Source organism: Azospirillum sp. NS33, assembly GCF_059703765.1.
Genome location: NZ_BAAKJB010000020.1, coordinates 17880 through 37151 on the forward strand (window position 1 = coordinate 17880; position 19272 = coordinate 37151).

Genomic DNA, 19272 nt, shown 5'->3' on the forward strand with positions numbered 1-19272 from the left:
GATCAGTGGGCGACGGTGCGCGGGGTTCGGCCGAGGTCGGCCAGGGGGTGGCGCTCGACCCGCTCCAGGGCCAGCCCATCGCTGCCGAAGAGGTGGCACTTGCTGCCGTCGAAGCACACGTCGACGCGGTCGTGGACGTGGACCGGCTGGTCCCCGTCGACCTGCGCGACGATGGTCGTCTGCGGGCCGGCCTCGACGTGGAGGAAGGTCAGGCCGCCCAGCCGCTCGGCCACGACCACCACGCCGGAGGCGCGGCCGCCGGTGCCGCCCGCCGCCCCAGTCCCGGCAAGGGTCAGGTGCTCGGGCCGCGCCCCCAGGGTGACCGGCGCGCCGGCGGTGAGCGCGCCGGGGCGGGCCGGGACGGTGACCAGGGCGCCGGTGGCGAGGCGCGCGGTCACGCTGCCCGGCGTCACCGCCGCCACGGTCGCCGGCAGCAGGTTCATGGTGGGCGAGCCGATGAAGCCCGCCACGAAGAGGTTGCGGGGATGGTGGTAGAGGTCCAGCGGGCTGCCCACCTGCTCGATCACCCCGCCCTGCAGCACGACGATCTTGTCGGCCATGGTCATCGCCTCGACCTGGTCATGGGTGACGTAGATCATCGTGGCGTCCAGGCTCTCGTGCAGCTTGGCCAGCTCGATGCGCATCTTGACCCGCAGGGCGGCGTCGAGGTTGGACAGGGGTTCGTCGAACAGGAACACCTTGGGCTGGCGGACGATGGCACGGCCGATGGCGACGCGCTGGCGCTGGCCGCCCGACAGCTCCTTGGGCTTGCGGTGCAGGAGCGGCTCCAGTTGCAGGATGCCGGCCACCTGGCGCACCTTGCGCTCGCGCTCGGCGCGCGGCACGCCGGCCAGGCGCAGGCTGAACGCCATGTTGTCGGCCACCGTCATGTGCGGGTAGAGGGCGTAGCTCTGGAACACCATGGCCAGGCCGCGGTCGGCGGGGCCGACCTCGTTCACCCGGGCGCCGTCGATCTCGAGGTCGCCGCCGGTGATGCTCTCCAGCCCCGCGATCATGCGCAGCAGGGTCGACTTGCCGCAGCCCGAGGGGCCGACGAACACCACGAACTCACGGTCGTGGATGTCCAGGCTGACGCCCTTGATGGCCTCGAAGCTGCCGTAGTCCTTGCGCACGTCGCGCAACGTCACGTCGGCCATGGCCGTGTCCTCCCTTGCGTTGGGTTCGTCATTTCACGGCGCCGAAGGTCAGGCCGCGCACGAGCTGGCGCTGGCTGAACCAGCCCAGCACCAGGATCGGCGCGATGGCCATGGTCGAGGCGGCCGACAGCTTCGCCCAGAACAGCCCCTCGGGGCTGGAGAAGGACGCGATGAAGGCGGTCAGCGGGGCGGCGTTGGCGGCCGTGAGGTTGAGGCTCCAGAACGCCTCGTTCCAGCACATGATCAGCAGCAGCAGGGCCGTGGAGGCGATTCCCGGCACCGCCAGCGGCAGCAGCAGGTGGGTCAGCTCCTGCTGCGGCCGGGCGCCGTCCATGCGGCCGGCCTCGAGGATCTCGTGCGGCACCTCCTTGAAGAAGGTGTAGAGCATCCACACCGCGATCGGCAGGTTGATCAGGGTGTAGACGATGACCAGGCCGCTGCGGCTGTCGAGCAGCCCGGTGTCGCGGGCCAGCAGGTAGATCGGCACCAGCACGCCGACCGGCGGCAGCATCTTGGTGGACAGCATCCACAGCAGGGTCTGCTTGGTCCGCTTGGTCGGGAAGAAGGCCATGGAGTAGGCGGCGGGGACCGCCAGGGCGATGGCCAGCAGGGTGCCGGCCACCGAGATGATGACGCTGTTGCCGGCGTATTTCAGATAGTCGGCGCGCTGGTGGACCTCGGCGTAGTTCTCCAGGGTGGGCGCGAAGATCACGCTGGGCGGCGTGGCGATGGCGTCCACCTCGGTCTTGAAGCCGGTGATCAGCATCCAGAAGATCGGGAAGAACATGACCAGCGCCACGCTCCAGCCGGCGACGGCGCAGAGCGCACGGGTGCGTGGGTTTTCCATGACCGCCTCCTCAGGTCGCCAGGTTGCGGGCGATGGCGCGCACCAGGAAGAAGGCGACGACGTTGGCCAGGACGATGGCGATGACGCCGCCGGCCGAGGCCCCGCCCACGTCGAATTCCAGCAGCGCGCGCATGTAGATGAGGAAGGCCAGGTTGGTGGTCGCCAGCCCCGGCCCGCCCGAGGTCGTCACCAGGATCTCGGCGAAGACGGTGAGGAGGAAGATGGTCTCGATCATCACCACCACGCCGATCGCCCGGCTGAGGTGGGGCAGGATGATGAAGACGAACATGGAGACCGGCCCGGCCCCGTCCATGCGCGCCGCCTCCCGCTGCTCGTGGTCGAGGGACTGGATGGCGGTCAGCAGGATCAGCAGGGCGAAGGGCAGCCACTGCCAGGCGACGATGATGACCACCGCCGTCAGCGGGTACGCGGCGAACCAGTCGACCGGGGTGACCCCGACGCCGCGCAGCAGCGAGCTGATGACGCCGTTGATCGGGTGCATCATCAGGTTCTTCCAGATCAGCGCGCTGACCGTGGGCATCACGAAGAAGGGTGCGATGACCAGCAGCCGGGCGATGCCGCGGCCGGGGAAGTCCTGGTCGAACAGCACCGCCAGCAGCGTCCCCAGGCCGACCGTGAGGACCAGCACCCAGCCCACCAGCAGCAGCGTGTTGGCGAGCGCGGTCCACAGGGCGGGGTCGGTCAGCAGGAACTCGTAATTGTCGAAGCCGGCGAAGCCGCCCAGCGCCGGATTCAGCAGGTTGTAGCGGATGAACGAGAAGTAGAGCGTCATGGCCAGCGGGACGATCATCCACAGCAGCAGCAGGACGACCGAGGGGGCGAGGAACGGCAGGGTCTTGAAGGGGCGTCGCGCCGGCCGGCCGGCCGGGGCGCCGGCGGCCGGGGCGACGTCGAAGGTCGCGGACGAGGACATGGCGGGCAGCCTCCGGGAAGGGGCGGCGGCGGCCGGCGGGACGATCCCGCCGGCGGTGTCGGGGACGGCGGCCGCGATCAGCGGTAGCCGGCCTGCCGCATGGTGCGTTCGGTCGTCGCCTGGGCGCGCGCGAGCGCCTCGTCGGCCGACACCTGCCCGGCCAGGGCGGAGGCGATGATCTGCCCGACCTGGGTGCCGATGGCCTGGAACTCCGGAATGGTGGCGTACTGGATGCCGGTGTAGGGCTTGGGGTCGCGGGTGGTCTTCACCGGGTCGGCCGCCTGGATCGCGTCGAGCACGAAGCCGGCGAAGGGGGCGACCTCCTGGTACTCGGTGCGGGCGTAGGTGGAGGCGCGGGTGCCCGGCGGGGCGGAGATCCAGCCCTCCTTCTGGGCGACCAGCTCGACGTACTCCTTGGAGGTGGCCCAGGTGACGAACTGGCGCGCCGCCTCGACCTTCTGCGAGGACGCCGGGATGCCCAGCGTCCAGGCCCACAGCCAGCCGTTGCCCTTGGGCCAGGAGGCGACCGGCGCCTGGGCGAACGCCACCTTGTCGGCCACCCGCGATTGGGCGGGGTTGTAGACCATGCCGGCGGCCACGGTGGCGTCGATCCACATGGCGCACTGGCCGTTGGCGAACAGCGCCAGGTTCTCGTTGAAGCCGTTGCTGGTGGCGCCCGGCGGGCCGTAATTCTTCAGCAGGTCGAGATAGGTGCCGAGCGCCGCCTTCCATTCGGGCGTGTCGATGGTCGGGTTCCACTCCATGTCGAACCAGCGCCCGCCATGGGTGTTCACCATGGTGCTCAGCAGCGCCATGTTCTCGCCCCAGCCGGGCTTGCCGCGCAGGCAGATGCCGTATTGCTGGTTGGCGGGGTCGTGCAGCTTGGCCGCGAACTCCACCACCTGGTCGTAGCTCGGCTGCTTGGGCATGGTCAGCCCGGCCTGCTCGAACAGGTCCTTGCGGTAGAAGGTCATGGAGCTCTCGCCGTAGAACGGCAGGGCGTAGAGCGTGTCGTCGTAGGAGAGCGCCTCGCGGATCGGCGGCAGCACGTCCTCCACGTCGTAGCCGGCGGGCAGGTTGTCCATCGGCTTCAGCCAGTTCTGCTTGGCCCAGATCGGCACCTCGTAGGTGCCGATGGTCATCACGTCGAACTGGCCGCCGTTGGTGGCGATGTCCGTCGTCACCCGCTGGCGCAGCACGTTCTCCTCCAGCACCACCCAGTCCAGGTCGATGTCGGGGTGCCGCTCCTCGAAGTGCGAGGAGAGGCGCTGCATGACGATCATGTCGCCGTTGTTCACGGTGGCGATGGTGAGGCGGGTCTGCGCCTGGGCCGCGGATGCGGCGGTCAACACGGCCGCGGACGCCGCGGTCAGCAGGGCGGCGGCGGCGGCGCCGGCCAGAAGCGTCTTGGTCATCGGTTTCCTCCCACGGTGGGCTTGTTGGGCATTTGCTCACGCGTCGGGCAAAAGATGAACCGATCTGTTTGGTGCGTCAACAGTTAGTGTGGCCGCCAGCGCGCGCACCGTCGCCCGCGCGCCGCCAATGCGGTCGATGATGTCGTCGTCGCGTGCCGCCGCCCGGGCGCCGGCGGGGTGGCGCACCGTTCAGGTGGTGGAGACGGCGTCCAGCAGGGCGGCCGCGGTCGCCTCGTCGGTGATGACCCCGCTGGCCAGGCCGCCGGACAGGGCGGCGCGCAGGGGGGCCAGCTTGGCAGCACCGGCGCCCGCCACGATCACCGGGCGGGACGCCGGGTCGGGCAGGGGATGGCCGGTGAGGCGGCTGTTGGAGGCGCCCTCCACCAGCCGGCCCGCGGCGTCGAAGGCCCAGCCGACGATCTCGCCGACCGCGCCGGCGGCCATCAGCTCGGCCAGCTCCGCGTCGGTGATGAAGCCGTCGGCGTGCAGCGGCATGCCGGGGCCGATGCCGCCGATGCCGACGAACACGGCGTCGGCCTCGGCCACCAGCGCCCCCACCTTGGGGAAGGAGCGCTGGGCCTGCAGCGTCCGCCGCTCCTCGACGCTGTCGGCCACCACCGGCAGGGGCAGGGGATAGCACTCGGCGTGGGCGCGGTCGGCCAGGCGCATCACCACGTCGTACGGGCTGGCCCGGCCGTCGCGGGTGAGGTTGCCGACCAGGGAGACGATGCGGTGGCGCGGCCGGTCCATGGCCGGCACCTGGGCGATCGCCGCCGACAGGGTGCGGCCGGTGCCCAGGGCCAGGGTCACCGGCTCCTTGGGCGCGAGGTGCGCCTCGATCCGGGTGGCGACGGCGATGGCCACCCCGGCGGTGTCGTCGGGCGCCGCCGGGTCCGTCGGGACCACCTCGCAGAAGCGCAGGCCGTAGCGCTCGCTCAGCCGGTCGGCCAGCTCGGCGCAGGCGAGGATGGGGTGGTCGATGCGGAACTTGATCAGCCCTTCGGACAGGGCCAGGGCCACCAGGCGTTGCGCGTTCTGGCGCGACACGTTGAGGACGCTCGCGATCTCGTCCTGGGTGCGGCGGCGGATGTAATAGAGCCACGCGGCCCGCGCCGCCAGGTCGAGCTTGCGCTCCTCGGTATCGGAGGGATGTCTCGCCAAGGATCGGCACCACAGGACGTCACGGTGCCCTCATAGTGCCCATGCACCGGGCGACGGGGCAAGCCGGACCGTCCGCGCGCCCGCACCCCCCGGAGGGGGCCGGCGGCAGAGCCGCCGCAGTGGGGCGGCCCGGCGACGACCGGCCAGAAGGCGAGGAACCCGCGGCGGCTCAGGCGGCGCCGACGCTGCGCTCTTCGTCGCGCTTCTTGCTGTTGCTCGGCTGGTAGGCGATGGCGGCGTGCTCGATGCAGTAGGGCAGGCCGGTCGCCGAGGTCTTGCCGCAGAAGTGGAAATCCTGGTGCTTGGGATCGCCCACCGGCCATTTGCACATGCGCTCGGTCAGGCTGAGGATGGTGGCGCCCCGCGACGGCTTCTTCTTGATCGGCGAAGGGCGACCCGACAGGCCGAGACGATGGGCCTTGCCGATCACTGCGTTGCGGGTGATGTCACCCAGCGTGTCGGCGATTTCGCTCGCGCTCAAACCCTGCGCCCACAGGTCCTTAAGCTGTTGAACCCGCTCGTCCGTCCAACTCATGCCTGTCTCCACTGGTCCGGTCCCCTGGGCCCGGCTGGCATTCTTGCCGTTCGGCGGGCCACCCTGTTTTCCATAAACCGCAACATTTTGTTGCCAGTCGGTGAAGACGCTACCAGATGGACGCTTCCAGGGATAGAGGGTTGCGGCGAACTTTCTGTGCATAAGTCGCCCCGCAAGGGCAGATCGGGCGCGGGCGAAGCCGATTTGCCACAGCGTGTCCATGGGACATCGCCCGCTGCGAGTCCCGCAATGGACCGATAAGGCGTTGATACGGCAAAGGAGTGGGTGGGCGGGCGGGGACTCGCGCGGGGCGAGTCCGGGGGCGGCCGCGTGCCCTCCGATTGCGCCGCGGGCCGGCCGCGGCGTCAGGTTCCGGAAAAGCCGGGCTTGCCGTCGAAGTCGCAGAGGTTCTCGGTCTGGATGAAGTCCAGCCCGGCCAGGGCGAAGCGGGCCAGCAGGTCGACGATGTCGCGGTGGGCCAGCGTGCCGGCCCGGGCCAGGAAGCGGCAGCGCCAGTGGTCGGTGCACAGCACGGCGGCGTTGGGTTCCGGCCACACCGACTGGCTGCGGTTGAACAGGCCGGTCAGGCGCAGCGTCGCCCCGCCCAGCGGCTCGACCCGGGCCGCCAGTTCGTGCGGCCGCTCGCCGCTCCAGTGGACGAACACGTCGACGCCGACCAGCGTCTTGGCCGCCGGCTTGCGGGGCGACGGCCGCACCACCGCCCCCGGGGCGACGCGGCCGCTGGCGTAGCCGACCGTCGGCAGGGTGGTCGGGACCGCGCCCAGGCGCTCCACCACCGCCTCGGCGAAGGCCTGGGTGCCGACCCGGTAGCGGCTGAGCCCGCGGGAGAACAGGTCGGCGGTGTGCACGCCGTCCTCGATGGTGCGAAGCCAGGCGTTGTGGACGCGGGCCGCCACCGCGCCCTGGCCGATGTGGACCAGCATCATCACCGCCGCCATCAGCAGGCCGGACGGGTTGGCCACCCCCTGCCCGGCGATGGCCGGGGCGGAGCCGTGCAGCGCCTCGAACAGGGCGTAGCGCTCGCCGACGTTGGCCGATCCGGCCAGCCCGACCGAGCCGGTGACCTGGGCGGCGATGTCGGAGACGATGTCGCCGTAGAGGTTCAGGGTGACGATGACGTCGAAGCGCTCGGGCTGGTCGGCGAGGCGGGCGGCGCCGATGTCGACGATCAGGTGGTCGGCCCTGATCTCCGGGTATTCCGCCGCGACCTCGTGGAAGATGCGCAGGAACAGCCCGTCCGTCAGCTTCATGATGTTGTCCTTCACGAACGCCGTCACCTTCTGGCGGTGGTTGGTGCGGGCGTACTCGAAGGCGTAGCGGATGATGCGCTCGGAGCCGGGGCGGGAAATCAGCTTGACCGACTGGATCACGTCGTCGGTCTGGCGGTGCTCGATCCCGGCGTACAGGTCCTCCTCGTTCTCGCGGACGATCACCACATCCATGCGGGGATGGCGGGTGCGCACATAGGGATGGTAGGAGACGCAGGGCCGGACGTTGGCGAACAGGCCGAGCCGGGTGCGCGCCACCACGTTGAGCGAGCGCAGGCCGGCGCCGTGGGGGGTGGTGACCGGCCCCTTGAGGAACACCCCGGTGCGCTGCACCGACGCCCAGCCGGCGGGCTCCAGCCCGCTCTCGCAGCCGCGCCGGTACGCCGCCTCCCCGGCCGTCACCGCCTCGGCGGCGAGGCGCGCGCCGGCCCGGTCGAGCACCGACAGCACGGCGTCCAGCACCTCCGGGCCGACGCCGTCGCCGCCGGCGACGGTGATGGGGACGGGCGGGACGGGATCGCTGGGCGGCATGGTGCGGGCTCCGGGAACGGTCCCCGACCCTAGTCCCGCCGGCGGCGGGATTCAATGCGGTGCCGTCCGCACGCGGCGGCGCCTCTGGAACCGCGGGACCGCCCGGCCGTTGTCGGGGCGGGACCCGAGAGCGATGGAGACGACATGCCGACCGAGACACCCCGAACCCGACGCCCGGGGCGGACCCGGTCCTGCACACTGGCGGCCGCCCTGTCGGGCTGCCTGGCGCTCGGTGCGTGCGCCGACGGGGCGACCGGCCTGGGGGTCAACCTGGTCTCGCAGGACCAGCTGGCTGGTGCCGGCCAGCAGGAGTGGCAGCGCCTGGTGGCGGAGACGCCGGCGTCCGACGACGCCTCCCTGCGCCGCCGTGCCGAGACGGTGTCGGCCAAGCTGCTGCGCGCCGCCGGGATGGACCCGGCGGCGTGGGAGGTCCGGGTGTTCGAGGACGACCAGGCCAACGCCTTCGCCCTGCCGGGCCAGAAGATCGGCGTCTACGAGGGGCTGTTCCGCTACGCCCGGACCGACGCCCAGCTCGCCGCCGTCATCGGCCACGAGATCGCCCACAATCTGGAGGCCCACGCGGCGGAGCGGGCCAGCACCCAGCTCGCCACCGAGGTCGGGGTCGGCGTGGTCGGCTCCGTGCTGGGGGCCAGCGGCGTCACCGGGGGGCAGCAGCTTGCCGCCGTGCTGGGCACCGGCGCACAGTACGGCCTGATCCTGCCCTATTCGCGCAACCAGGAGCTGGAGGCCGACCGGCTCGGCCTCACCATGATGGCGCGGGCCGGCTACGACCCGCGCGAGGCCATCACCTTCTGGCGCAACATGTCCGGTTCGGGTCCGCGCCCGCCGGTCTTCATGTCGACCCACCCGGGTCCGGAGGACCGGATCGCAGCGCTGGAGCGGCTGATGCCCCAGGCGCTGGAGGCGTATGCGGAGCGGTAAGGCGGCGGGGCCTCACGGCGGCAGCGGCCGGCGCCGTCCGTGGCGGACGCGCAGCACCACGAGGGCGCCCTCCTGGACCCGGTAGCGGATCACATAGGGGGGAACGGTGGTCAGCTCCCGTCGGCCATGGCCGACCGGCCGGCCGCGCTCCGGGAAGGCGGCCAAGCCGTTTCCGGCGTCGATGAGGGCGGCCGCCAATCTGCGCGCAGCGCCTGGGTTGAATTGAGCGATGTATCTGCGGATGCCCACAAGATCCTCGATGGCGGCGTCCGCCCATCGCACATTCACTTGGGACGCGGCCGCGGCAATTCGGCCGGCGTGCCCCAGGATTCAAGCCAGCGCACGACCTCCTCGTGCGGAACCACCCGGCCGGCGGCCACGTCGGCCTCGGCCTGCTCGTCGGCACGCGCCTCGGCGTCTTCGTCGGGCGCGAAGGGATCGAAGGGAATCGGGGTGGCCGGATCGCTCATGGGATACAGAGTAGGCCGCGGCACGGGGGCCGGCAAGGGCCGTGCCCGTGCACGCTCGACACGGCGGCGGCGACCCGCCATATAATCGGTTCCCGTTCCGTACCGTTCCCTCCGTCCAGCCGGAAAAGCCCCCATCATGGCCCATCCCGTCCTGTCCGCCATCCCCCACCGTCCGCTGGCCAAGCTGGAAGCGGGAAGGGCGTTCACGATCGTGTCGGACTTCGAGCCGGCCGGCGACCAGCCCCGGGCCATCGACGAGCTGACCGAGGGCGTCAGCGGCGGCGAGAAGGACCAGGTGCTGCTGGGCGTCACCGGTTCGGGCAAGACCTTCACCATCGCCCACCTCATCCAGCGGGTCCAGAAGCCCACCCTGGTGCTCGCCCCCAACAAGACTTTGGCGGCGCAGCTCTACGGCGAGATGAAGGGATTCTTCCCCAACAACGCCGTCGAATATTTCGTCTCGTACTACGACTACTACCAGCCGGAAGCCTACGTGCCGCGCACCGACACCTACATCGAGAAGGAATCGTCGATCAACGAGCAGATCGACCGCATGCGCCACTCGGCGACGCGGGCGCTGCTGGAGCGCGACGACGTCATCATCGTGGCGTCGGTGTCGTGCATCTACGGCATCGGCTCGGTGGAAACCTACTCGGAGATGACGGTGGACCTGCGCAAGGGCCAGGTGATCCGCCAGCCCGACCTGCTGCGCGCGCTGACCGAACTGCAGTACAAGCGCAACGACGTCGCCTTCGGCCGCGGCGTCTTCCGGGTGCGCGGCGACACCATCGAGCTGTTTCCCGCCCACATGGAGGACCGCTCCTGGCGGATCTCCCTGTTCGGCGACGAGATCGAGGCGATCCACGAGATCGATCCGCTGACCGGCGAGAAGCTGGCCGCGCTCGACGCCGTGCGCGTCTACCCCAACAGCCACTACGTCACGCCCAAGCCGACGCTGAACCAGGCGATCGAGCAGATCAAGCGGGAGCTGAAGGTCCGCCTGGACGAGTTCGCCGCCGGCGGCAGGTTCCTGGAGGCGCAGCGGCTGGAGCAGCGCACGACCTTCGACATCGAGATGATGGCGGCGACCGGGGCGTGCGCCGGCATCGAGAACTACAGCCGCTACCTCACCGGCCGCGCGCCCGGCGAGCCGCCGCCGACTCTGTTCGAGTACCTGCCGCCGGACAGCCTGCTGATCGTCGACGAGAGCCACGTCATGGTGCCGCAGATCGGCGGCATGTACCGCGGCGACTTCATGCGCAAGTCGACCCTGTCCGAGTACGGGTTCCGGCTGCCGTCCTGCAGCGACAACCGGCCGCTCAAGTTCGAGGAGTGGGAGGCGATGCGGCCCCAGACCGTGTTCGTCTCCGCCACCCCCGGCCATTGGGAGTTGGAGCGGACGGGCGGCGTGTTCACCGAGCAGGTGGTGCGGCCCACCGGGCTGATCGACCCCGAGGTGATCGTCCGCCCGACCGAGACCCAGGTCGACGACCTCATCGCCGAGTGCAAGGAGGTGACGGCCAAGGGCCACCGCGTGCTGGTGACCACCCTGACCAAGAAGATGGCCGAGGCGCTGACCGAATACATGCACGAGGCCGGGCTGCGCGTGCGCTACATCCACTCCGACGTGGAGACGCTGGAGCGCATCGAGATCATCCGCGACCTGCGCCTGGGCGCCTTCGACGTGCTGATCGGCATCAACCTGCTGCGCGAGGGGCTGGACATCCCGGAATGTGCGCTGGTCGCCATCCTCGACGCCGACAAGGAGGGCTATCTGCGCTCCCGGACCTCGCTGATCCAGACCATCGGCCGGGCCGCGCGCAATCTGGACGGCCGGGCGATCCTCTACGCCGACAAGGTGACCGCCAGCATGCAGTACGCCATCGACGAGACGGCGCGCCGCCGCGAGAAGCAGGAGGCGTACAACGCCGAGCACGGCATCACCCCGGAATCCGTGCGCAAGAAGATCGGCGACATCCTGGAGAGCGTGTTCGAGCGCGGCGACCGCGTCACCGTCGACACTGGGGCCGGCAATCTGGTGGGCCACAACCTGAAATCGGTGATCGCCGACCTGGAGAAGCGGATGCGCACCGCCGCCGCCGACCTGGAGTTCGAGGAGGCGGCGCGGCTGCGCGACGAGATCCGCCGCCTCGAGAACCTGGACCTCGGCATCGAGGGGCAGGGCAGCATCGGCATCTCCACCAACCGCCTCGGCCGCGGCGTGCCCGAGGGCGGCGACAACCCCAGGCGCAAGTCCGGCAAGCCGGCGGGGCGGCGGCGCAAGGGGCCGTGACCGGCGCGGCCGGTCAGGCCACCGCCAGGACGGCGATCGCCGCGGCGAGCGCCAAGGCGGCGGGAGCCAGCCGCCAGCGCGCGACGGCCGGGACGCCGCCGCCGCCGGCCAGCCGCCGCAGCGCCCCGGACTGCACCCCGTGCAGGGCCGACAGCGCCACCACCAGGACCAGCTTCGCGGTGAGCCAGGGCTGGCCGAACCAGCCGCCCTGCGTCGCCAGGGCCAGGCCGAGCCCCCACACCGCCAGCATGCAGGCGGTGGTGGCCCGGCGGTGCCAGGCGTGGAGGTGCCGGGCCAGCGGCTGCCGGCAGGGGGCCGGCGTGGCGCCCCACAGCGCCGGCAGCAGAACCGCGGCGGCCAGCACGCCGCCCACGAACCCGATGGCCGCGGCGACGTGCAGGGCCTTCAGCCAGGGGTAGAGATCGGCGGCGCTCATGGCCGCATCCCGGCGCGCCGGCGCAGCAGCCCCAGGGTGGCGAAGCCGCCGAACGGAACCACGGCGCCCAGCAACAACCGCACCGTGTCGCGCCGCGACCAGCCGCCGCCCGACACGGTGTCGGCCACCGCCCAGACATAGGCCAGGACGGCGAGCCCGTGAACCGGACCGAGAACCGCGACGCCATCGGCCCAGCCGCCCAGGTGCTTGAGAGGAACGGCCAGGAACAGCAGGGCGACCAGGGTCGTGCCTTCCACCGCCGCGAGGGCGCGCAGGCGCCGCACCGGCGCCGGATCGGCGGGTTGGCGCCGCACCGGCGCCGGATCGGCGGGTTGGCGCCGCACCGGCGCTGGATCGGCGGGTTGGCGCACCGGTGCGGACGGCACGGGGCGGGACGGCGGCGGCATCGCATGGGTCTCCCTGGGGACGCGGAGGGCAGGGCCGGGGCGTGCCGGCCGGTGGCGATCCTGGCCGCGGGATGCCGGCGGCGCGAGTGGCGGAAATGCCAATCTCCGCTGGAATCCTGCCACGACTCCGGAGTAGGGATCGGCAGCGCCGCGACCGGCGCCGCGACCGGGGAGCCCACGCCATGCACGACATCGCCGTCCTCGCCCTGCCGGGCGTCGTGCCGTTCGACCTGGCGATCCCCTGCGAGGTTTTCGGCCGGGCCGCAGCGGGCGGGTGGCCCTACCGGGTGCGGGTGTGCGGCGAAACCCGCCGCGTCGCCACCGCCCATGTCACGCTGGAGGTGCCCTGCGGGCTCGACGCGCTGGCCGGGGCGGACACGGTGATCGTGCCGGGGGTCGACGACATCGACGCCCCGGTCTCCGAGGCGGTGCTGGCCGCCCTGCGGACGGCAGCGGACCGCGGCAGCCGGGTCGCCTCCATCTGCTCCGGCACCTTCGTGCTGGCCGCCGCCGGCCTGCTCGACGGGCTCACCGTGACCACCCACTGGATGGCGGCGCAGGCGCTGGCCGCGCGTCACCCGCGGCTGCGGGTCGACCCGACGGTGCTGTTCGTGGACCATGGACGCATCCTCACCTCGGCCGGTGCCGCCGCCGGGCTCGACCTCTGCCTGCATCTGGTCCGCCGCGATCTCGGGGTCGCCGTCGCGGCGGCGGCGGCGCGCCTCGCGGTGATGCCGCTGGCGCGCGAAGGGGGGCAGGCCCAGTTCATCACCCAGGAGCCCGCGGCGTCGCCGGCCAGCCTCGAACCGCTGTTGGCGTGGCTCCTGGAGAATCTGCATGAGGCGGTGTCCGTCGATGCCATGGCCGGGCGCGCCGCCATGAGCGCGCGCAGCTTCGCCCGCCACTTCCGCCAGCAGACCGGGACGACGCCCCTGCAATGGCTGCTCGCCGCCCGGGTGCGCCGGGCCCAGGCGCTGCTGGAGCGGACGCGGCTCTCGATCGAGGCGATCGCCACGCGCACAGGGTTCGAGACGGCGGCGACCTTCCGCAGCCGATTCGCCCGTGTGGTCGGGGTCACCCCGACGGCGTACCGCCGGTCGTTCGCGCCCAAGGCTTGAACCGTGGGTGAACACATGGGTACTGTCCCATGGTCATCCGCCAGCGGAAGGGAGCGCCCAGCGATGCCGAGCCCGACAGACGCCCGCGTGGCCAAGGGCCTGGCGTTCCGCGCCCTTCACCTGGGCGACCGCCCTTTCATCCTTCCCAACCCGTGGGACGTCGGCACGGCGCGCCTGCTCCAGGCCATGGGATTTCCCGCGCTCGCCACCACCAGCGCCGGGCTGGCGTTCTCCCTGGGGCGTCCGGACGGCGGGGCCGGGATGACGCGGGAGGCGACCATCGCCCACGCCGCCGCGATCGCCGCCGCGGTCGACCTGCCGGTCTCCGCCGATCTGGAGAACGGGTTCGGCGATTCGCCCGAGGAGGTGGCCCTGACCATCCGCCTGGCCGGCGACGCCGGCGTCGTCGGCGGTTCGATCGAGGACGCGACGGGGCGGCCGGACGCTCCCCTCTACGACCGCACGCTGGCGGCGGAGCGGGTGGCCGCCGCGGTGGAGGCGGCGCGCGCGCTGCCGTTCCCCTTCACGGTCACGGCGCGGGCGGAGAACTTCCTGGTCGGGTGCGGCGACCTCGACGACACGCTGGAGCGCCTGCAGGCTTACGCCCAGGCCGGCGCCGACGTCCTGTACGCTCCCGGTCTGCCGGACCTCGGGGCGATCGCCCGGGTGTGCCGCAGCGTCGGCAAGCCGGTCAACGTGGTGGTCGGCCTGGCCGGCACCTTCGCCACGGTGGACGACCTCGCCGCTGCCGGCGTGCGCCGCATCAGCGTCGGCTCGGCGCTGGCGCGGGCCGCGCTCGGCGCGTTCCTGAGGGCGGCGAACGAGATGCGGGACTATGGGACCTTCGAGGAGCTGCGCCAGGCGGAGCCGTTCGCCTCCCTGCAGGCGGCGTTCGCCGCGCCGGCGGTGCCGGCGCAGTGACGGACGCCGGCGGTGCCGGCGCCTTAGGGGCGGCCAGCGCGGCCGGTTCCCTTGAGACAGCCGGCGGGGCCGGTTCCCTTGAGACAGCCGGCGGGGCCGGCTCCCTTGAGACAGCCGGCGGGGCCGGCGTGGGCCGCGAAGGTGAGAGTGATTTGCAATTGCAATCCTCGGCAATCCCATGGCACACATGGGGCGATTGGTGCCCGCCGTTGGAACCGCGCCGATGGAAACGACCCTCGCACATCTTGCCGCCCTCCTGTTCGTCACGGCCGGGGCGCTGGCCCTCTACCTCTCGGCCCCGCGCCAGCGGTGGCGGGCGCGGCCGTGGCCGGCCGCGGCTGCGCGGCTGGCCGGCGGCGGATTGTTCGCCCTGGCGCTTGTGGTGTGGACCGGGCTGGCGCATCCGGCGACGGCCGTGTTCATCACACTGACCATGGCGATGGTCCTGCTCACGGCGTTGCCCTTTGCGGCGACGGCGACGGGCGTGCTGGCCGGGCGGGCGCCGTGACGGCGGCCAGGGCGCCGATCCGCCCGGACTGGTGGAGCAAGAGCATCGGCGGTGCGGTGCTGGGATTCACCCTGGCGCTGGCGCTTTGCGGCCTATTCGCGTGGGCCGGGCCGGGCGGCATCGGCGCTCCCAACAAGTACCAGTTCACCATGTGGCTGCTGGCGCCCCTGTGGCTCGGGATCGCCAGCTTCAGCTTCCTGTTCCACAGCGGCCTGCGCTGCTGGATGTGGCTGGGCGGTGCCAACCTCGTGGCGTACGCGGCGCTGTACGCCTGCCGTGCGCTCCTGCGCTGATCACCGTCCTGGGGTCCCGTCCATGCGCACCGATGTCATCCGCGTCTACAAAGCGGTTCACACCTGGACCGGCATCCTGACGGGGCTCGTGCTGTTCGTCGCCTTCTATGCCGGGGCGCTGACCATGTTCGAGGAGCCGCTGGAGCGGTGGATTTCGCCCCCCGCGGCACTGGCACCGATGGACCTGGCGGCGGCGGATGCCCTCATCGCCGGCACGCTGTCCACCCGGGCCGACGCGAGGGACGGCTTCACGCTGGAACTCGGGACGCCGCCGGCCGGAGGCGATGGGGAACGGCCGCTGCGGCTGACCTGGGGCGCCACCCGCACGGAGCCGGCGCCGTGGGGGGCGACGCTGGGGCGGGACGGCACGGTGGCGCTGGAGCCGGTGCGCCACGCCGGCCTGGGCCAACTGATGGACGATGTCCACCGCACCGTCGGCCTGCCCGGCGATCCCGAACTGGGAACCACCGTCACCGGCATCGCCAGCGCGCTCTACGTGGTGGCGCTGGTGTCCGGGGTGATCGTCCTGCTGCCGTCCCTGGTCAAGGACCTCTTCGCCCTGCGCGTCGGCCGCAACCTGAAGCGCATGTGGCTGGACGCCCACAACGCGCTGGGCATCCTCAGCCTGCCGTTCCATGTGGTGATCGCCCTCACCGCCGTCGTGTTCGGCCTGCACGACCATTTCTACGATGTGCAGGACGCGGTGGTGTACGAGGGGCGCATGGGCGAGATCCTGCGCGCCAGCAGTCCGGGGATGCGGGCGGCCCCCGACCCGACCCCGGCACCCATGCTGCCGGCGGCCGCGCTGCTCGACCGGGTCCGCGCCCTGGAACCGGGCATGCGGCCCTACGGCATCCAGTACGTCCGGCCGGGCACCCGGAGCGCGCAGGTCCGGGTGTGGGGCCACGACCCGCGCCACCTGGTGCGCCATGCCAGTTTCGTCACCCTGTCCGCCGTGACCGGTGCTGTGATCGACGACGCCTATCTTGGCGGGCACCAGGGGCCGTGGACCGCCTCGACCTCGGCCTTCTTCGCCCTGCATTTCGGCACGTTCGGCGGCGAGCCGGTGCGCTGGGCCTATTTCCTGCTCGGCCTGTCCGGCGCCTTCCTCTTCTACTCCGGCAACCTCCTGTGGATCGAATCGCGCCGCCGCCGCGAGCGCCACGCCGACCGCCCGGTGGTGCAGAGCCTGTCCACCACCCTGCTGGCGGCCGGCACCGTGGGCGTGTGCCTGGGCTGCGTGGTGGGGCTGTCATCGGCGATCGCCGCCGCGAAATGGCTGCACGGAGCGGTGGCCGATCTGAACGCTTGGCTGTGGACGGTCTACTATGCGGCGTTTCTGGGCGCCTGCGCCTGGGCCGTCGTGCGGGGCGCGGCGCGGGCCGGGGGCGAACTGCTGTGGGCCGCGGCGGCCGCCACCGCGGCCATTCCCGGCACCACCCTGGTGGGATGGGCGGCGCCCGGGGTCGGTCCGTGGGTGTCCGCGCAATGGGGGGTGGACGCTGCGGCTCTGGCCGGCGCCCTGGCGTTCGCCTGGATGGCGCGGGCCGCGGGGCGGCGGGCGACGGCGGGCCCGCGCGACAGCGTGTGGTCCGCCCGCCCGCGTCCGGTGGCGGAGTACGGGGGATGATCCGGCGCCTCCGGCGACGCGGGCCGCCAGGACCCGTGCGCGGCCAGCCCTTGCGGCGCCCCGCACGCTCCTGCTGCCCACGGCACCGGTGTCCACCCGCGCCGACCCCGCAGGGACCCGGGGGGAGCATCGGGTGCGGCCGCGGCGGCCCGGCGGGCGTTCAGCGCTTGAGGACCGCGCAACTGCCGCGTTCGCGAAGGCGGACGGGGAAGGCGTAGCATCGCCCGTTCGCCGTGTGACCGATCGAGACCCGGCCGTCTTCGACAGCCTCGGCGTCGGCGGAACCGGCGTCGGGAAGGTGGATCTTGCGCGCGGCGAAATGGGCCATCGCCCGGATCGGAAACTCGATCGTGGTGATGCCCGGGCCCCAGAGCTCGTGCCAGCCGGGGTCGTCGTAGCTCACCAGCGACACGTCCTCGGGGACGGTGAGGCGGAGTTCGCGGATCGCCCGCAGAACGCCGATCGTCAGCTGGGAGCTGCCGATCACCAGCCCGGTCGGGGGAGGGCTGCCGCCCAACAGCTCCATCGACGCGCGATAGCCGTTTTCCGGGTGCGGCGGGATGAGCCGTTGGCAGGACACCGCGCCGTCGACCGCGGCCATCGCCCCGAGATACCCCGCAAGCCGGTTGGTGCCTGTGCTCAGCGTCTCCGTTCCGCCTCCCAGATAGGCGATGCGCCGGTGCCCCAGCGCGAGGAGGTGTTCGGTGGAAAGGCGGGTCGCCTCGGCGTCCTGGGCGGCGATCACGTCGGCCGCGATGTCCGGATGGGCCCGGACAAGCTGCACCACCCGCATCTCGCGGAGCAGGGCCGAGGTTTCGCCGAGCATCGTGGCGACCGGCGTGATGACGATGCCCCGTGCCCGGGCCCGGCGCAGCTCCTTGACGTGCCGCAATTCCTGCCGGGGATCGTCGCCGGATATGGCGAGAACCAGCTGCAGCCCCGCGGCGGACACCTCTTCGGCAAGAACCTTGGCCATCGCGCTGTAGAAATGGTTCTGCACGTCGGGAAGGATGAAACCGACGAGGTTCGAGGCACCGCCGCGCATCACCCGCGCGGCGGCATCGGGGACATAGCCCATGTCCGCCGCCATGGTCCGGATGCGCTCCTTGGTCGCCTGGCTGATCAACGGCGAATCGCCAAGCGCCCGCGACACCGTGGCGTGGGAGACGCCGAGCGCCTGGGCGATGTCCTTGATCGTGACGGGCCCACCGCCGCCGCGTTTCCCCGTCATGGCCCGGCGTCCTCGTCCGACACGTTCGTATCCTCAACTGCTTTTGTCTTGACACAGTTTACCGGACATTGGTATTCGATGGCAATGCACACGTGTGCATGATCCATTTTTCCGCGCCGCGGCCTCGATGCGGGCGGAGAGCGCCCCTGCGGAAAGGGAGGAAACCAGAATGTCAGGATGGAAGACGGTGGCCGTTGCGGCGGCCCTCGGCATCATGTCCCTCACCGGCCCGGCCACCGCCAAGAGCTGGCCGGAAAAGAACATCACCATGATCGTGCCCTTCGGCGCCGGTGGTTCGATCGACCGCTTCGCGCGCGGCCTGGCCCAGTACTGGGAAAAGAACCTGAACGGGGTTTCGATCATCGTCGAGAACCGGCCGGGCGCCAGCGGTCTGCTCGGCGCCAAGACGTTCCTCAACGCCCCGTCCGACGGCTACACGCTGTTCGTCGGGATCCAGCCGACGCTCAGCATCAACACCGTCGTGCAGGGCGCCGATTTCAGTCTCGACGACTTCGCGTTCATCAACATCGAGCAACGCGACTTCGGCGACGTGGTGGTCAGTGCGAATTCGCGCTTCAACTCCCTCGACGACTTCGTGACGGAGGCCCGCGCGAAGCCCGGCCAACTGTCGGTGGCGATGATCCTCGGTGGCGGCACGTCGCTGTTCGGTCTTGCCCTTTTGCAGGAGCTGGACCTCGACGTCCGTGTCGTGACCTTCAACAGCGGTGGCGAGCTGCGCACCAACATGCTGGGCGACCACAGCGACGTCACCATTTCCGGTGCCTTCGGCGACCTGTCGCTGGGCGACCAGGCCAAGGTGCTCGCCGTCGCCTCGCCCGCGCCCTTTCCCGGCCTGGACAAGGCGGTCCCGATCGCCACGGCCTATCCCGGTCTCGACATTCCCCAGATCGGCGACAGCCGCTTCGTGGCCGTTCACGCGGCATTCGCGAAGGAGCACCCGTCGGACTTCGCCAGAATGGTCGCGACCTACCAGCTGACCTTCGGGAGCGAGGAATACCAGGCCTATCTGCAGTCCACCGGCACCGGCGTGATCTCCGGCTATATCGGCCCCGAGGTGTCGGAGGTGCTGGCCAAGTCCATGGACAAGGTCGTGGTGCGCTTCAAGGACGCCCTTTCCAACAAATAGACGCGTC

20 protein-coding genes are annotated in these 19272 nt (G+C 71.5%); 8 read left to right on the forward strand and 12 right to left on the reverse strand.

The window, feature by feature from the left end:
- Positions 1 to 2: 2 nt before the first annotated feature.
- The 7 genes from AC6H2I_RS18000 to AC6H2I_RS18030 form a co-directional block, all read right to left on the reverse strand.
- Positions 3 to 1157 (reverse strand): ABC transporter ATP-binding protein, encoded by a 1155-nt coding sequence (locus AC6H2I_RS18000; RefSeq protein ID WP_497502059.1) that lies wholly within the window; start codon positions 1155 to 1157, stop codon positions 3 to 5.
- A 28-nt stretch (positions 1158 to 1185) separates the two neighbouring features.
- A complete protein-coding gene (locus AC6H2I_RS18005; protein WP_497502060.1) occupies positions 1186 to 2004 on the reverse strand; it encodes a carbohydrate ABC transporter permease in 819 nt (272 codons plus the stop codon).
- Between the two features lie 10 nt (positions 2005 to 2014).
- On the reverse strand, positions 2015 to 2938 hold the full coding sequence (locus AC6H2I_RS18010) for a carbohydrate ABC transporter permease (protein ID WP_497502061.1): 924 nt from the start codon (positions 2936 to 2938) through the stop codon (positions 2015 to 2017).
- A 77-nt stretch (positions 2939 to 3015) separates the two neighbouring features.
- Positions 3016 to 4353, reverse strand: coding sequence for an ABC transporter substrate-binding protein (locus AC6H2I_RS18015; RefSeq protein WP_497502062.1), 1338 nt, complete (start codon positions 4351 to 4353; stop codon positions 3016 to 3018).
- Positions 4354 to 4542: 189 nt separating this feature from the next.
- Entirely contained in the window at positions 4543 to 5514 is a 972-nt protein-coding gene (locus AC6H2I_RS18020) for a sugar-binding transcriptional regulator (protein WP_497502063.1), read from the reverse strand.
- A gap of 169 nt (positions 5515 to 5683) precedes the next feature.
- Positions 5684 to 6049, reverse strand: coding sequence for a GcrA family cell cycle regulator (locus AC6H2I_RS18025; protein WP_497502157.1), 366 nt, complete (start codon positions 6047 to 6049; stop codon positions 5684 to 5686).
- A 365-nt stretch (positions 6050 to 6414) separates the two neighbouring features.
- Complete coding sequence (locus AC6H2I_RS18030; RefSeq protein WP_497502064.1) at positions 6415 to 7869, reverse strand: NADP-dependent isocitrate dehydrogenase; 1455 nt, start codon at positions 7867 to 7869, stop codon at positions 6415 to 6417.
- A gap of 144 nt (positions 7870 to 8013) precedes the next feature.
- Here AC6H2I_RS18030 and AC6H2I_RS18035 point away from each other — a divergent pair, with 144 nt between their 5' ends.
- Complete coding sequence (locus tag AC6H2I_RS18035) at positions 8014 to 8811, forward strand: M48 family metallopeptidase (RefSeq protein ID WP_497502065.1); 798 nt, start codon at positions 8014 to 8016, stop codon at positions 8809 to 8811.
- Positions 8812 to 8823: 12 nt separating this feature from the next.
- Here the strand turns inward: AC6H2I_RS18035 and AC6H2I_RS18040 are convergent, their stop codons facing one another.
- Positions 8824 to 9099 (reverse strand): type II toxin-antitoxin system RelE/ParE family toxin, encoded by a 276-nt coding sequence (locus tag AC6H2I_RS18040; protein ID WP_497502066.1) that lies wholly within the window; start codon positions 9097 to 9099, stop codon positions 8824 to 8826.
- Positions 9096 to 9281 (reverse strand): hypothetical protein, encoded by a 186-nt coding sequence (locus AC6H2I_RS18045; protein WP_497502067.1) that lies wholly within the window; start codon positions 9279 to 9281, stop codon positions 9096 to 9098. The genes AC6H2I_RS18040 and AC6H2I_RS18045 overlap by 4 nt, the downstream gene beginning before the upstream one ends.
- A 136-nt stretch (positions 9282 to 9417) precedes the next feature.
- Here AC6H2I_RS18045 and uvrB point away from each other — a divergent pair, with 136 nt between their 5' ends.
- Positions 9418 to 11574: an excinuclease ABC subunit UvrB gene (uvrB, locus tag AC6H2I_RS18050; protein ID WP_497502068.1), complete on the forward strand. Its 2157-nt coding sequence runs from the start codon at positions 9418 to 9420 to the stop codon at positions 11572 to 11574.
- A gap of 13 nt (positions 11575 to 11587) precedes the next feature.
- Here the strand turns inward: uvrB and AC6H2I_RS18055 are convergent, their stop codons facing one another.
- Together AC6H2I_RS18055 and AC6H2I_RS18060 are read right to left on the reverse strand one after the other, a co-directional pair.
- Positions 11588 to 12010, reverse strand: a complete 423-nt coding sequence (locus AC6H2I_RS18055; protein WP_497502069.1) for a CopD family protein — start codon at positions 12008 to 12010, stop codon at positions 11588 to 11590.
- Positions 12007 to 12417, reverse strand: coding sequence for a DUF3817 domain-containing protein (locus AC6H2I_RS18060; RefSeq protein ID WP_497502070.1), 411 nt, complete (start codon positions 12415 to 12417; stop codon positions 12007 to 12009). Before AC6H2I_RS18060 ends, AC6H2I_RS18055 begins: the two co-directional genes overlap by 4 nt.
- Before the next feature lie 182 nt (positions 12418 to 12599).
- Here AC6H2I_RS18060 and AC6H2I_RS18065 point away from each other — a divergent pair, with 182 nt between their 5' ends.
- The 5 genes from AC6H2I_RS18065 (at position 12600) to AC6H2I_RS18085 (ending at position 16887) form a co-directional block, all read left to right on the forward strand.
- Positions 12600 to 13535 (forward strand): GlxA family transcriptional regulator, encoded by a 936-nt coding sequence (locus AC6H2I_RS18065; RefSeq protein WP_497502071.1) that lies wholly within the window; start codon positions 12600 to 12602, stop codon positions 13533 to 13535.
- A 63-nt stretch (positions 13536 to 13598) separates the two neighbouring features.
- A complete protein-coding gene (locus tag AC6H2I_RS18070) occupies positions 13599 to 14456 on the forward strand; it encodes an isocitrate lyase/PEP mutase family protein (protein WP_497502072.1) in 858 nt (285 codons plus the stop codon).
- A gap of 223 nt (positions 14457 to 14679) precedes the next feature.
- The gene (locus tag AC6H2I_RS18075; protein WP_497502073.1) at positions 14680 to 14964 is read left to right on the forward strand and encodes a hypothetical protein; all 285 of its coding nucleotides are present in this window, start codon (positions 14680 to 14682) and stop codon (positions 14962 to 14964) included.
- Positions 14961 to 15257 carry a hypothetical protein gene (locus AC6H2I_RS18080; protein WP_497502074.1) on the forward strand — a complete coding sequence of 99 codons (297 nt, stop codon included), beginning with the start codon at positions 14961 to 14963 and terminating at the stop codon, positions 15255 to 15257. Before AC6H2I_RS18075 ends, AC6H2I_RS18080 begins: the two co-directional genes overlap by 4 nt.
- A 22-nt stretch (positions 15258 to 15279) precedes the next feature.
- Positions 15280 to 16887, forward strand: coding sequence for a PepSY-associated TM helix domain-containing protein (locus AC6H2I_RS18085; RefSeq protein WP_497502075.1), 1608 nt, complete (start codon positions 15280 to 15282; stop codon positions 16885 to 16887).
- Between the two features lie 160 nt (positions 16888 to 17047).
- Here the strand turns inward: AC6H2I_RS18085 and AC6H2I_RS18090 are convergent, their stop codons facing one another.
- The gene (locus AC6H2I_RS18090; protein WP_497502076.1) at positions 17048 to 18118 is read right to left on the reverse strand and encodes a LacI family DNA-binding transcriptional regulator; all 1071 of its coding nucleotides are present in this window, start codon (positions 18116 to 18118) and stop codon (positions 17048 to 17050) included.
- Positions 18119 to 18287: 169 nt separating this feature from the next.
- Here AC6H2I_RS18090 and AC6H2I_RS18095 point away from each other — a divergent pair, with 169 nt between their 5' ends.
- Positions 18288 to 19265: a Bug family tripartite tricarboxylate transporter substrate binding protein gene (locus AC6H2I_RS18095; RefSeq protein WP_497502077.1), complete on the forward strand. Its 978-nt coding sequence runs from the start codon at positions 18288 to 18290 to the stop codon at positions 19263 to 19265.
- Positions 19266 to 19272: the final 7 nt, after the last annotated feature.

Coding starts and splice junctions, on each gene's coding strand:
- AC6H2I_RS18015 (WP_497502062.1), bottom strand. CDS start 4,353: ATGACCAAGACGCTTCTGGCCGGCGCCGCCGCCGCCGCCCTGCTGACC.
- AC6H2I_RS18065 (WP_497502071.1), top strand. CDS start 12,600: ATGCACGACATCGCCGTCCTCGCCCTGCCGGGCGTCGTGCCGTTCGAC.
- AC6H2I_RS18000 (WP_497502059.1), bottom strand. CDS start 1,157: ATGGCCGACGTGACGTTGCGCGACGTGCGCAAGGACTACGGCAGCTTC.
- AC6H2I_RS18055 (WP_497502069.1), bottom strand. CDS start 12,010: ATGAGCGCCGCCGATCTCTACCCCTGGCTGAAGGCCCTGCACGTCGCC.
- AC6H2I_RS18025 (WP_497502157.1), bottom strand. CDS start 6,049: ATGAGTTGGACGGACGAGCGGGTTCAACAGCTTAAGGACCTGTGGGCG.
- AC6H2I_RS18095 (WP_497502077.1), top strand. CDS start 18,288: ATGTCAGGATGGAAGACGGTGGCCGTTGCGGCGGCCCTCGGCATCATG.
- AC6H2I_RS18035 (WP_497502065.1), top strand. CDS start 8,014: ATGCCGACCGAGACACCCCGAACCCGACGCCCGGGGCGGACCCGGTCC.
- AC6H2I_RS18060 (WP_497502070.1), bottom strand. CDS start 12,417: ATGCCGCCGCCGTCCCGCCCCGTGCCGTCCGCACCGGTGCGCCAACCC.
- AC6H2I_RS18070 (WP_497502072.1), top strand. CDS start 13,599: ATGCCGAGCCCGACAGACGCCCGCGTGGCCAAGGGCCTGGCGTTCCGC.
- AC6H2I_RS18045 (WP_497502067.1), bottom strand. CDS start 9,281: ATGAGCGATCCGGCCACCCCGATTCCCTTCGATCCCTTCGCGCCCGAC.
- AC6H2I_RS18075 (WP_497502073.1), top strand. CDS start 14,680: ATGGAAACGACCCTCGCACATCTTGCCGCCCTCCTGTTCGTCACGGCC.
- AC6H2I_RS18010 (WP_497502061.1), bottom strand. CDS start 2,938: ATGTCCTCGTCCGCGACCTTCGACGTCGCCCCGGCCGCCGGCGCCCCG.
- AC6H2I_RS18090 (WP_497502076.1), bottom strand. CDS start 18,118: ATGACGGGGAAACGCGGCGGCGGTGGGCCCGTCACGATCAAGGACATC.
- AC6H2I_RS18085 (WP_497502075.1), top strand. CDS start 15,280: ATGCGCACCGATGTCATCCGCGTCTACAAAGCGGTTCACACCTGGACC.
- uvrB (WP_497502068.1), top strand. CDS start 9,418: ATGGCCCATCCCGTCCTGTCCGCCATCCCCCACCGTCCGCTGGCCAAG.
- AC6H2I_RS18005 (WP_497502060.1), bottom strand. CDS start 2,004: ATGGAAAACCCACGCACCCGTGCGCTCTGCGCCGTCGCCGGCTGGAGC.
- AC6H2I_RS18030 (WP_497502064.1), bottom strand. CDS start 7,869: ATGCCGCCCAGCGATCCCGTCCCGCCCGTCCCCATCACCGTCGCCGGC.